11 protein-coding genes and 1 pseudogene are annotated in these 12,009 nt (G+C 45.6%); 2 read left to right on the forward strand and 10 right to left on the reverse strand.

Features of this window, described 5'->3' with window-relative positions:
- Positions 1-23: 23 nt before the first annotated feature.
- The 5 genes from B7989_RS08460 to B7989_RS08475 all read right to left on the reverse strand — a co-directional run bounded on the left by B7989_RS08460 (position 24) and on the right by B7989_RS08475 (position 5,612).
- The gene (locus B7989_RS08460; RefSeq protein ID WP_158212883.1) at positions 24-518 is read right to left on the reverse strand and encodes a helix-turn-helix transcriptional regulator; all 495 of its coding nucleotides are present in this window, start codon (positions 516-518) and stop codon (positions 24-26) included.
- Positions 515-937, reverse strand: coding sequence for a hypothetical protein (locus tag B7989_RS13980; protein ID WP_158212884.1), 423 nt, complete (start codon positions 935-937; stop codon positions 515-517). Before B7989_RS13980 ends, B7989_RS08460 begins: the two co-directional genes overlap by 4 nt.
- A gap of 119 nt (positions 938-1,056) precedes the next feature.
- Positions 1,057-2,442, reverse strand: coding sequence for an LlaJI family restriction endonuclease (locus B7989_RS08465; RefSeq protein WP_088628090.1), 1,386 nt, complete (start codon positions 2,440-2,442; stop codon positions 1,057-1,059).
- Positions 2,443-4,557, reverse strand: a complete 2,115-nt coding sequence (locus B7989_RS13860; protein ID WP_144265003.1) for an AAA family ATPase — start codon at positions 4,555-4,557, stop codon at positions 2,443-2,445. It lies immediately after the preceding gene.
- The gene (locus B7989_RS08475; RefSeq protein ID WP_088628092.1) at positions 4,554-5,612 is read right to left on the reverse strand and encodes a DNA cytosine methyltransferase; all 1,059 of its coding nucleotides are present in this window, start codon (positions 5,610-5,612) and stop codon (positions 4,554-4,556) included. Before B7989_RS08475 ends, B7989_RS13860 begins: the two co-directional genes overlap by 4 nt.
- An 862-nt stretch (positions 5,613-6,474) precedes the next feature.
- Here B7989_RS08475 and B7989_RS08485 point away from each other — a divergent pair.
- Both B7989_RS08485 and B7989_RS14325 read left to right on the forward strand, forming a co-directional pair.
- Positions 6,475-6,861, forward strand: coding sequence for a hypothetical protein (locus tag B7989_RS08485; protein WP_198959550.1), 387 nt, complete (start codon positions 6,475-6,477; stop codon positions 6,859-6,861).
- Positions 6,862-6,867: 6 nt separating this feature from the next.
- Positions 6,868-7,017 (forward strand): annotated as a pseudogene (locus B7989_RS14325) (hypothetical protein); the annotation flags it as partial.
- Positions 7,018-7,047: 30 nt separating this feature from the next.
- On the opposite strand, the gene B7989_RS08495 reads toward B7989_RS14325, so the two are convergent.
- The 5 genes from B7989_RS08495 to B7989_RS14085 all read right to left on the reverse strand — a co-directional run bounded on the left by B7989_RS08495 (position 7,048) and on the right by B7989_RS14085 (position 11,962).
- Positions 7,048-7,635, reverse strand: a complete 588-nt coding sequence (locus tag B7989_RS08495; RefSeq protein WP_088628094.1) for a class I SAM-dependent methyltransferase — start codon at positions 7,633-7,635, stop codon at positions 7,048-7,050.
- Positions 7,636-7,676: 41 nt separating this feature from the next.
- Complete coding sequence (locus B7989_RS08500) at positions 7,677-9,149, reverse strand: ABC transporter ATP-binding protein (RefSeq protein ID WP_088628095.1); 1,473 nt, start codon at positions 9,147-9,149, stop codon at positions 7,677-7,679.
- Positions 9,146-9,829: an energy-coupling factor transporter transmembrane component T gene (locus B7989_RS08505; protein ID WP_088628096.1), complete on the reverse strand. Its 684-nt coding sequence runs from the start codon at positions 9,827-9,829 to the stop codon at positions 9,146-9,148. Before B7989_RS08505 ends, B7989_RS08500 begins: the two co-directional genes overlap by 4 nt.
- Positions 9,826-10,440 carry an MptD family putative ECF transporter S component gene (locus B7989_RS08510; RefSeq protein WP_088628097.1) on the reverse strand — a complete coding sequence of 205 codons (615 nt, stop codon included), beginning with the start codon at positions 10,438-10,440 and terminating at the stop codon, positions 9,826-9,828. The genes B7989_RS08505 and B7989_RS08510 overlap by 4 nt, the downstream gene beginning before the upstream one ends.
- 130 nt (positions 10,441-10,570) lie before the next feature.
- The gene (locus B7989_RS14085) at positions 10,571-11,962 is read right to left on the reverse strand and encodes a hypothetical protein (RefSeq protein WP_088628098.1); all 1,392 of its coding nucleotides are present in this window, start codon (positions 11,960-11,962) and stop codon (positions 10,571-10,573) included.
- Between the last annotated feature and the right edge of the window lie 47 nt (positions 11,963-12,009).

Below are 12,009 nucleotides of genomic sequence, written 5' to 3' on the forward strand. Positions count from 1 at the left end.
CTGATGAGCAATTTAATCACCGATTACCCCTGCGAGTTCTTCTTTTTTGCCCTGTATGCGACCTTGCGTTCGCCAACGCAGTTCAAGGCAAGCGCTTTGTTCATGTAGTTCGCGCGTTCTAGTTCTATTGCGTTGCGCAGAGTCCTTGTAAGAAAATCGTTAGGACTTGAGCCAGCTTCGGCCGCCAACTTTCGTACTGTTTCTTGCAAGTCGTAAGGAACCTGGACAATCATGCTCTTCATCGGAGTTATGTGCAGTTCGCCGCCGACGGCCTCCGACATCTTCAGCAACTGCTTGTACGAAGGATTCGTTTTCAAGGATGCAATACGCGAGATAGCGCTTTGCGTCGTGCCCATCTTGTCGGCGACATCTTGCTGCGTGAGCCCCAAGGAATCTTTCAGGAAATCAAAATCCGTCAGGAAGGCCGACAGCGCCTCGTATGTCTTGGAGTACAAATCCAAACCTTCGTCTTCTTTTTCGAGCGAAGACATAAAGTCGATAACTTGATTCTTTTTCATTGCATAACTCCCTGTTTGACAAGTTCTCTGTATTGCTTCAGTTTTGCAAATGCTGTCCCGAGTTTCATCGGTTCCTTTTTGTGTTTCAATTCCGCGCATAACAAAATGAGCGTGCTGATTTCGTTTATTGCCATGCAGAAATATATTCTAAAAACTCCGCCTTTCGCCTGCTTTGGAATTCGCATCTCGTACAAGCCGTCATATTCCTTCGGAAACTTGTAAATTTGTTCATTCAGCAAAAAAGGCGACAAATCCATAACAGTCGAAAGGACCTTCAGAAAACTCTTGACCCGTAGATACAAATCCAGACGATGCCTTGACAGATCCTTTATTTCTTTGCCGACATCTCCTGTTTCGTCTTTGGGGTCTGCTTTTTCTGCCTCAAAAAATTGCACATTCGGAAAGAACTTGAACTTCATATACTAAATATAGCATATTTGCTATATTTAGTCAATAATTTTTTTTTTTATTTTCTAATAAGGAATTAGTTCTGCAAGTTCGCTTTGCACAGCGGGGATGCTTGCGTAGTTCAGCTGTTCTAATTCTTAATCAATCCTGCTAGTTCACTTTGTGCCGCGGGATTGTTCGCGTAATTCCGCATGACGGATTTCATATCGAGGAGGATGCAGTGGATTTTGTGGTAAGGCCTTTTGCAGTCTTTCCAATCGCCGTAAATGTAGCCAGCGCGCTTCATTTGGAAGATCGCAGAGCTCGCCAAAGTGCCTTCAGCTTCCGCGCAATATGGCATAATGAAGGCGTTGTAAATGCTTAAAGTGTCATCCTGAGCGAAGTGTAACGAAGTCGAAGGATTTTCCTCCATCTTTTCCACATATTCCGCATAAGCTATCTGCTTACACACGGATTCGGCCCCCGGCAAATGCGAATTGAAACCAGTCAAGCCGTATTTGTAGTACTTTGAATCAAGGATATACACACCCTCCCCCACAACCATTATCGTATCTGGTCGGAGTGTGGAACGTTTCGGGTCGTTCAGAACTATTTCCTCTTCGGATTCATCAAGTTTTTCATCGCGGCGTCCGTCATTCCACCGTAAATGCGGATTGAATTTATCCTTGGCAACTCCCTGCGGCAACTTCCCGAAAATTCTATCAACCATCGCTTCCCACACAGGGGCGAAGGTGTTTACGCCAAACAACGGCTCGTTTTCACTACCATCTTCGCCACGATTTTCCTCGTTTCCCAAATAACGGACCATCTTTAGCATGGCATGGAAAAGTTCCAAATGTTTGTCATTGAATGTTGCCGCAATTTTATCCTGAATTACTTCTGCAAACAATTCGTAATCAAACAAAAGTTCCGATTCTTCGACTTCATTTTCTAAAATGCCGTATAGCGAACCAATCAGCCGAGCAGATTCTTTAACGCAAAACTTGTGGACGAGCGTAATCAAGTTGTCTTCACGGTAACTCGTCTTGCGCGTAATCAAGTTCAGATATACAACCTGATCGTGACCTTCTTCGTCTTTGACGACCTGCGGCTTAATTCTTTTAATTGTTCGCGGCCAGCTGATTTTGCCGGAGAAACCCTTCTTGTAAATCGTTTCGGATTCCACAAAGTAGCCGAAATCGAGATAGTACCGCAATACCGAAAGATACGCGTAGAACGGGAAATCCAGTTGGGATTTTCTCAAGTCTTCTTCGGAGAAATAGCTTTGCAGGGATTTATCGTTCAATACAGCAATAAGTTGGTAGAAATCCCGCTTGCAAATATCTTCAGAAGGCTTAGACGCACGATACCCCATCGGGAAATAGATCTTAGGTTGATTGTCTTCAATCCTTATCCCGACAAACGATTTGTCCTTCTTTTCGTCACTTGAATACCAGGCATCATACACGCAAAAATCCGCAAAAAACGTGAAAGCCTTTTGTGCAGGTTCTGCGATATGTTGAGCAAGAGCTGTCATTTAGGTATTCGCCTGCTTTTGCAACTTTGCCTTATCAACGTCATTCATCTTGAAAATCTTTTCAAAGGACTCAAATCCGACAGACGTTTCAAAAGCGTCTATCAAATCCGAAAGCGAGTTGACTTTGTCGTCCTTGACGAAAATCTCGCCAGACTTATTGCGCTTGAAAACGTCGTCCCACAGATATTTGAGAACCTTTTCCGCGAAGTCTTCTTTCTTGATTTTATCTACACCGTTAATCTTTTCACCGGTGATAAACCAACCGCCCAGACACTTGTCGTCAGCCTTCAAAATAGCCGTCTGTGGCAAGAGAATCTTCTCGTTTATCCATTCACGGAAATCGCCCCAGCAAACGCCGGTGTCGTCAATCTCCGTTTTATATTGGGCGGAATTTTCGTCCAAGACATTCCGAATCATCTTTGACTTGAAGCGACGCTGGAACGCATTATCCATCGTGAACACGTTCTGGTCATTTGTATTCATCGTCGCGTAAATAGAAAGATTCGGCGGCAAGCGCACAGCAGTATTGTTGATAAACTTTATTTCGTTACCGTATGGGACGGAATCGTCGTATTCAATCTTTTCCGGATTATCCGTACTCTTCTGACGAATATACGCGTTCACATCAATGTTTGTAACTCCGTAAGAACTCCAACCCGTATTGTAGATGTTCCCCGAAAGTTCTTCAGGGCCATCTTCCGGGCGTATACGGTCCAGTAACTGGAACATTTCCCCAAAAATAGCGGCCGCATTGCCGCGGTTGATTTCCTCGATAACCAAGAAGAACGGCTCCGCGGGATTGCGATAGGCCCTGCGCACGATTTCCGCAAACGGACCCGGTTTAAAGCGATATTCGACACCGCCGTTGTCCGGCTTCACGTAAGGATAAATCTGCCCCACGAAATCCGCATTGCAGTATTCCGGGTGGAATACGCAACGAACCTTATGATATTCCTTGTCCGTGACGCCGTATTTATCCAATTCGGCGTTGATGACCTTGTTCACTTCGTAGCTCTTGCCGCACCCCGGAACACCGTAGTAGATGGTTTGAGAGGGGATGAAATCAGGAAGTGGCAAAGTCGGCTGAATATTTTCTGATACACTAGAATTGGTTTCAATTTGATTTGTTGAAATTTCTTTTACAGCACTTGCGTCATGACAAACAATGTTGACTTCATTATCTTTCTCGGCACACTCAAAAACCTTTATCGTTTTAGAAATTTCGCCATTATATGTTGTTGGAATGCGATTATCTGTATTATGCTCATTAGCCCATTTTATGATTTCTGCGGGAGAGGCTTTGATTTGCTTAAGTACTTTTGAGTATTTAAATCCAAAATAATGCACTCCAGGGTATCCATTTTCCACCCATTCTTGACGTAAAATTGTTGCCATTTTCTGAATTATTTGCTCGTTATTTAATCCATGAACAAATGATTCGTCAAAAATTGGAAATTCCAAATATTTCTGAAAATCGTATTTTTCTCGCTCTTTGATTTCCCACGAAGCCCAATCAGTCCATTCAGTTTCTGGCAACTTGAGGTTTTTCCACTGCTCTTTATCATAATTAGCATCTGCATCTACACAATAGAAATTTAGGGTATCAAAATGCTCTACAAAAAGACCATAACATGTAAGCCTTGTGTTAAAATGTTTCTGAATTCGTTCAAAAGAATCTGAATTTTTGGTTGATAGTCCAAAACTTGTATGAGGTGAATACTTTATGGAACGTCTTCCAAAATGAAACTTATTCTCGTCCTGAATTTTTGTAAACAAAAGTATGATTGGTATGTCACGAAATGTTTTTACTTCATTTCCACAACGCACAATAATCGTGTCAAACCTACTTGCCAGCTGTATTTCTTGATTTTGCGAACTCTTATAAGATTCGCTCGCCGTTACAAAAAATTTTTGTTTTCCCAAAATACATGACACCTCTGCCAATGGAATGGAATTAAAAAACATTCCCTTTAGAAGGTTCTCATATCCTTCCGCCTTAAAATGATATGGTGGCAGATTTCCATTACCTTCGTGTGACTGACCAAGAGAAGTTTCCCACGAAGGGCATTCTCCATTTTTAGGTGTGAAAATCAATGATCCCTGATCAAGTCTCATAATTGCCTCCAAATGTGAGCGATCAAAATTCCGACGACATTCACATCCCAGCCGTTGCCTGCTCTTTTAGACAACTGCGAATACGATTGTCCGTCAAAGTTGATTTCGCATTTCTTTTTATCGCGAGATATGTCAAACCCCATTAAACGGAATTGCTCATGAACAGACATTTTCCTAACGATTTCTTTGCCCTTGTTTTTTCCAGTTTTCTTAGGAGGTTCGATAACACGAAGACTATTATGTTCTGGTTGTGTAATCGTTATGCTGTATCCATCTGTCTTAATCTTCTTGTTATATACGTCAAAACATAATGGCGTTTTCACAACGAAAGAATCAATGTTGTGCTTAACCTTCAAGTGAGCAATTTGTTCATCAGACAAATAAAGTGTCTTGTCAGGGGCATCATCTAAAAAATCTGCCATTTTCACCTTGCTTTGAATTTTGTCTGGTTTAAGATTGAAGTTTTCCGGTAATCCACCTAATCGAGCGAACATCCAAAGGCGCTCTCTATTTTGCGGAACCCCATAATCCTTCGAGTTCAGAACAACTTTCGCTAAAGTGTTTTCCTCTGTCGTACCATATCCCATTTCAATCAGGTCTTTTACAAGTTGATCATGGACGGGCTTAAATTTTCCAGAAGTAAAACCTTTAACATTCTCCAAAAGGATATACTTCGGCTTTTTTACTCGACATATTCGAATGATGTGTCCAAGCATTGCTCCTCGACCATAGGGATCTTCTGTCCCCATTTGCATTCCTGCGGAAGAGAATGGCTGGCAAGGAAAACCGCCTGTAAACAAATCAAAATCAGGCAATTCATTAGGGTCAATCTGTGTGATGTCGCCCCAATTCTTTATAGGATTTCCTTTCTCGTCTCGATGATTTGCGTCAAAGAGTTTTGAAGCGTATTTATCGAACTCTGAATAACCAACAACAGTGTAATCAAAATTCGTCAAAGCTTTTTTTGCTCTTTTCAATCCAAAGGATGCTCCGCCATAACCAGCAAAGCCTTCAAAAACCCTGATTACATTCTTCTTCTGTCGAGTCTGGGCCATATCGCTCCATTTTGAAAGTGAACGAGTTCACTCTCGCGGGAGCGGTTCTGGCCGATTCGCTTAGCCGGGGTGCAGGCAAAAAAAACGGCGGGGAGCCGACTCACTCCTCGCCTAAAAGCGCGACATTTTCAAAAGAATACAATACACCCGCAAAAACCCGAGCGGATACACTACGCCCCGGGTACACTACGCCCATGCAACCCACGGGCGACGGCGAGTCATTGTCTTATTCTCGTATTCGTGAAAGTGTCTAGTTTCCAGATGAAGAACAAGAGCGATACTCAACGAGCGTTCACCCTCGTTCTTGCAGACACATCCAAGCTTTTTCTGGATATAAAAAAGGCGTGGAGTTGAATGCACCTATCATCTGGAGGCCTAGACTGCCCGAATACAACAAGCGCAAACAACTCACGCCCCATAATAGCCGTTTGCCTACAGGCAGATTTATCAAATATGCATGTACCAAAACGATGCGGCAGGCTTGCGCCGGTCGCAGACGTGAGCGTTCGCCTTATTCTCCGTATTCATGAAAGTGTCTAGTTTCCAGATGGAGAACAAGAGCAAAAACTCTATTTTCATCCAAAATATAAATTATTCCGGTGTCAAAAGATGTCGCCACGCCCGGAAGGCAAGAAAAAAGCGTAAAAATGCAGAATTCAACCGCCTGCAGGGGTCGATTTTCCTCGAAATTGTCAAAATTTCCGCAAAATTCGCCAATTGTCATAATATGACATTTAAGGAATGTATATTTGCGTCGAGAACACTTTTCCCCGCCTTTTTTGCTTGTAGGCGGATTGGAGTAGAAGATGAATGAAGTTGAAAGCAAAATTCTTGTGTTGAGAGATCAGCGAGTTATCCTTGATTGCGATTAGTTAATGTTGCCGAGAAAAAGGAGGTGGTCAAAAATTTTGACCACCTTGCCAAGCTAAAATACAGTCCTGTTAATCCAACAGCCTTTACTGAACGCGGTCTCTACATGCTTGCGACAATTTTGAAAGGGCGAGTCGCAACGCAAACAACTATCAACATCATCAATACATTCGTAGAAATTCGCGAGTTGTCTCGTGCCATTGCTCGCGTTCCTGAAGTTGTTGATGAAAATGAAAAGAAGTCTTTGTTGAAAAGAAGCGGCGAAATCATTTCTAATGTCCTCGCCTCGGATTCTACAAGTTTGGAAAGCGAAATGGAAATAGAATTGAATTTGGCGATGGTCAAGATAAGGCACAAAATAAAGAAAAAGTCAAATTGAATCAGAATGGCAAAAGGTGACAAAAAGGGAGTTTCCTTGCCTTTTTTACTCAGCTTTTTTATACCACAGGAAAACTTGGAATCACAAAATGTGATTTCAAGTTGGGGCGGCGACAGGTTTATGCCCTATGTTTTTACGGAACAGGGATTTGCCATGCTTTCATCCGTTCTGAAAAGTTTGATGCACTCACGCGCACTCTACATAAATCAAATCGATTCGGCCCTTGATAACGCGGTCCATTTTGATTTTCCAGCCGTTCGATTCCAAGAAGGCCTTGTATTCCTTTTCGGTCCATTCGTGGGCAAAGCGGATGCCCACGAGGCTCAGGAATTTTTGCCACAGGTTCTTCTTGCCGCCTTCGCGGAAAAAGAAGTTCGGGGCAATCAGCAAGCCGCCATCCTTTAAGACTCGGCGAATTTCTTCAAGCGCCTTTTCAGGATTCGGAATAATATGGAGCGCATTCGCGATGACTACAACGTCAAAGAAATTATCCTCAAATCGTAACGACGTCGCATCAGCCACTTCGAAACTCAAGTTATCTGGATTCTTCGCCTTGAGTGCGGTTTCAATCATCTTCGGCGCAAAATCCGTTGCCACCACGGACTTTGCGGCAGGCGCAATATGCCGCGCAATCATCCCGGGACCAGTTGCAAGTTCAAGCACAATCTTGCCCTTGGCAACTTCGCCGATACGCGCATACAGATAATCGTAGATATTCTTCTGCGTGCGCATCGAAAATTCATAAACCGGTGCGAAGAAATTCCAAATATTCATATTTCAAAGATAATTACAAAAAGGTTCAACGACCATTGATATTATACATTCAGCATAGCATCAATCAATTTTTCCTGATTGCCTTGCAGCAGATACTGTTCCGCGATTTTTCCATGTTCCATGCGAATGACGGACTGGCAACAGTTTAGAATGAATTCGGGATCATGCGTAATCACAAGAAGCGTTTTTCCGCTTGCGGCAAGTTTCTGGAGAGTCGCCGAAACCGCAAGCATTTGCCTATAGTCAAGACCGCTAGTAGGTTCATCAAACACGACAATCTCGCGGCCGCTAGAAACGCCGCTGCCGATAGCGACTCGCTGCTTTTGCCCGCCCGAAAGCGCCATCGGGTGGCAGCTAGCGTAATCTTTCAGGTTAAGCCGTTCAAGGATTTCTAGGGCAGCGTTTTCATCTTGCGGATTCATGCCCAGCAAGATTTCGTCAAGGACGCTTTCTGTAAACAGCTGGTGGTTTACATCTTGCATAATCAAGTAAGCACCGTACTTGCGAGTCTTGCGTTTTTGTCGCCAGGTTCCGCGGAGCTCGCACAGCACTTGGGCTAGCGTCGATTTTCCGGCACCATTATGCCCGATAATGGCTGTGATTTGATTACGCGGGAGTGAAAGCTCCGAAATGTCTAAAACCGGGAATTTGCGATTGTAGGCGAAATGGAGGTCTTTGAAGACCAATGACTCTTTAAGAGTTCGCTTCGCAGGCTCCTTCGAACTTTCCGGCCCTTCGGCAAGCTCAGGGACCTTATTTTTAAGTTGTTCTAAATTCATACAGCGCAGGCCGAGGCTTGCCGCATATTCCGGGCCTTTCGCTTCGAGTTCCGCAGGAGTCCATTCGTGCGCAATACAGCCATCTTTTACATAGCAAATCCGGTCTGCAATGTCTCGCAGGTAATGGATGCGGTGCTCCACGATAATGACGGTCTTGCCGCGAGATTTCCAGAACTTGATGATTCCGGCGAGGTCTGCGACTGTTTTCAAGTCAAGATTAGCCGAGGGCTCGTCGAGAACGAAAATTTCCGGATCGGTCGCAGAGACCGAGGCGCAGGCGATTTTCTGCTTTTCGCCACCGGAAAGGTGGAAGATGTTTCGACCCGCCAAATGTTCTATGTGGAATTCCTTCACGACGCGATTCACGCGTTCCCGGATTTCTTCCGGATCCATTCCCAAGTTTTCACAGCCGAAGGCGATTTCACTGTCGGTATCGATGTTGAAAAACTGCGAACGCGGATTTTGGAAAACGGAACCTACGTGCCTTGAAATTTCTGCAAGCGTCATGTCGGCGGTATTCTTGTCGTCAAGCAATACGTCACCCGCCATCGTTCCCGATTGATAAAGCGGAATAAGACCGTTAATCAGTTTGGAAATGGTCGTCTTGCCGCAACCCGACTCCCCCACAAGCACAACGCATTCGCCAGACTTGATTTCGAAATTCAAGTTTTTAATGACGGCATCGTCAAGGGATTCCGTGTAGGAAAAGGAAACATTTTTTAGCGAGATGTTCATGCGCGGGCCCCTATAAACAGCGCTATTACGGCGCAGCAATATAACGCCACGACAACATCTTGAACATGAAACCCGATTTTGACAATGCAACTGCGTCTCGTTTCTGGCGAAAGTCCGCGCGTCGTCGCCGCCACCGAAAGTTCGTCACCGATTTTTGTGAGCGACACCAGTAGCGGAATAAGTCTGTATTCCAAAATGGCAAGCGGGTTCTTTAATGTCCGCAGGCTGAACAGGCGAATGCCCCGCATGCGCATTGCGTTTCCGATATCGCGGGCTTCATCGAATACGGTCGGGAAAAAGCGAATCATCACCGCCAAGGGAATCGTCACTTTGTTAGGAATATGCATCTTCGACATTCCCGCCATGAACTCGTTCACCTTGGTGGTCGTCATGACATAGTAAAAAATAACGCTTATCGGCATCACATGCGAAACAAGCATCATCGTCGAGACAAACAGCGTGCCCGCCAGCCCGACATCCATCGTTTTTAAATAATCAAAACTGAATGCAGATATTGCGTACAAGAAAGAAAAGAGCAGGGAAAACCGCCATCTTTTTTCAAGCACCAATAAAACTGCCGGCAAAACAACAATCATGGCGCCGTAAATCACTGGCGCGGAAAGAATGACGCTGTTTCCCGCAATCGTTAAGAACAGTTTTGTCCGAGGGTCCAATTTCACCGGGCAAGACCGATCCGTTCAAAATGCTTTTTCATGATGCGGCGGGCCACGAGTCCACCGATAACGGCACCCAAGATGCCGAAGGTGTAAATTCCGACCAGGGGCCAGATACTGTTAGAAAGTTCCGCCAATTTCGCAACGTAACCTTCGTCGCACATGCCACGGGTATATTCTAGATATTCCTCGGTATAAAGCCAAAGCGGAAGCATCATCGAAGAACTCATTAGGCTCAAGACAATGTTTGCCATGTACAAGCCAGCAAAATTTTTCCCTATGATTTTCAGAATTGTTCCCGACAGTAGCCCAACTGCAAGGCTTATCGCAAACATGATAACGCTCTGGCCCATCACCAGCATTGCTCCCCCGAATATGCCGCAAAAAAGCATACAGCACAGGATCGGCCTTTCTATTTTCGAATAGAACAGGAACATGGGAACACTCGTCACAAGCGCAATGCTCGCGGTCGAAAAAACAATAAGGGCGGGAATGTAGCCGATGCTCGACGACATAAAACCAAGCACGATATAAAGCGCCGCAAAAATGCCCACGTTCACTAGGTCACGGACCAAGGTATTCGATGATTTTTTCCCGGTCGATCTTACATTACTCATAAAAGTCTCCAATAGCAAACAAATGCATGCCAAATAGAGTTTTTAGGCGCTTTTTTTTCTACTCCATTTAGACAGAAAAAGGACCGTGGCAAAACGCCACAGTCCCCTTTTTGCGCATTATGCGAGGTAATTAGAAGCTGTACACCGTTTCAAGACCGAAACGCAGAGCATTGTCGTCTTCGTTATCCTGCACGGCAACATCCACCATGCCGAAAGCGGTGATTTCCAGGTTTTCGACCGGAGTGATGTAGACACGGGCACCGACATCGAACGTAGCAGCGGTATCGTCATCATCATCCAAGGTGTGCGTGTGGTATTCTACAGGAATACCGAGCTTGATGAATTCTGCAAGCTTGAAAGCCGGTTCGGCATACACGAAGAAGTATTCCGGAATTTCGCCGTTGTCAAGATCGCTGGCGTCTTCGGTGGCATCGCCCCTATCGATGATGGCATAGAAGGCGGTCGTCTTGATATCGAACATACCCACTTCGAAGGTCGGCTCAACCAAGAAGGCGTGAGCGGTAGAAGTCCAATCCTGGCCTTCCACGACATCGCCGTCGTCACCCAGGTAGTCGGCATGGAAGCCATACACAGCCCTGAAGCCGAAACCACCAAGAGAGAGGCCCGCTTCGACACCGGCATGGAGTTCGTTATGCTGAGTGGTCTGGAAGCTCTTGTAGTCTACATACGGACGCAAGTGCTGACCGGCATAGTCGAATTCGTAAGCGGCGTGGACATCATAAACCTTGGCACCTTCTTCATCGGCCCAGTCGTTATCGCCACGGCCAAAGCCAAAGCCGAGAATAAAGCCTGCCAAGTCGATTTCAAAACCGCGGATATCGTGTTCCTTCATACCAGCAGCATTGTCGGCAGGATCGTCGTAGTCATAGTAGGCAACGAATGCACCTTCCGAGAAGGTCAGATCACCCAGCTTGACGGCGAAGAAATCAGCCGGCTGGTACTGAACGTAAGCACCATTGTAAATGGCACCCGGATCAGTGGTTTCGCCATCGGCTTCGAGGCCCACGAACGCAGACCACTTTTCGTTGAACTTGACTTCAAAATTCAGGTCGAAGGTAGAAGCATAGCTGTGGTTCAGGTCATCTTCTGCCCAGACATTGCCTGTGTAAGCATCGAATTCAACTTCGCCATTGTACTTGACTTCCATCTGGGCTTCCGAAGTGCCTTCGTTCATGCTGGCCTTGAGCATGTCGAGAGCGTTACCGGCAGCGTCAGCCACTTCGCCCGGGTTAGTGTTTTCGGCAGGAGCGGATTCAGCGTTTTTTTCTTCGGCAGGAGCGGCAGCGACAGGAGTTTCCTGTGCCGGAGCGGCGGCAGGGGCTTCCTGTGCAGGGGCAGGAGCAGCCTGTTCAGCGGGGGCTGCGGCAGGAGCTTCAGCAGCAGGGGCTGCAGCGGGTGCTTCGGCAGCAGCGGGGGCAGCTTCCTGAGCAAAAGCCGATACGGCGAAGAAGGAAGCGGCTGCAAGACCGAACAAAAGATTAGACGTCAAACGGTTCTTCATTTTTCTCTCCCTTGACGGATTGATTTTCTGTTTTTGTAACACTCCGT

Origin of the sequence: Fibrobacter sp. UWB5 (assembly GCF_002210295.1) — a bacterium.
In the GTDB taxonomy this organism is placed as follows: domain Bacteria; phylum Fibrobacterota; class Fibrobacteria; order Fibrobacterales; family Fibrobacteraceae; genus Fibrobacter.

Excerpts from the sequence above, each read along its gene's own strand:
- B7989_RS08460 (WP_158212883.1), bottom strand. The coding sequence starts at position 518 with ATGAAAAAGAATCAAGTTATCGACTTTATGTCTTCGCTCGAAAAAGAA.
- B7989_RS13980 (WP_158212884.1), bottom strand. The coding sequence starts at position 937 with ATGAAGTTCAAGTTCTTTCCGAATGTGCAATTTTTTGAGGCAGAAAAA.
- B7989_RS08465 (WP_088628090.1), bottom strand. The coding sequence starts at position 2,442 with ATGACAGCTCTTGCTCAACATATCGCAGAACCTGCACAAAAGGCTTTC.
- B7989_RS13860 (WP_144265003.1), bottom strand. The coding sequence starts at position 4,557 with ATGAGACTTGATCAGGGATCATTGATTTTCACACCTAAAAATGGAGAA.
- B7989_RS08475 (WP_088628092.1), bottom strand. The coding sequence starts at position 5,612 with ATGGCCCAGACTCGACAGAAGAAGAATGTAATCAGGGTTTTTGAAGGC.
- B7989_RS08495 (WP_088628094.1), bottom strand. The coding sequence starts at position 7,635 with ATGAATATTTGGAATTTCTTCGCACCGGTTTATGAATTTTCGATGCGC.
- B7989_RS08500 (WP_088628095.1), bottom strand. The coding sequence starts at position 9,149 with ATGAACATCTCGCTAAAAAATGTTTCCTTTTCCTACACGGAATCCCTT.
- B7989_RS08510 (WP_088628097.1), bottom strand. The coding sequence starts at position 10,440 with ATGAGTAATGTAAGATCGACCGGGAAAAAATCATCGAATACCTTGGTC.
- B7989_RS14085 (WP_088628098.1), bottom strand. The coding sequence starts at position 11,962 with ATGAAGAACCGTTTGACGTCTAATCTTTTGTTCGGTCTTGCAGCCGCT.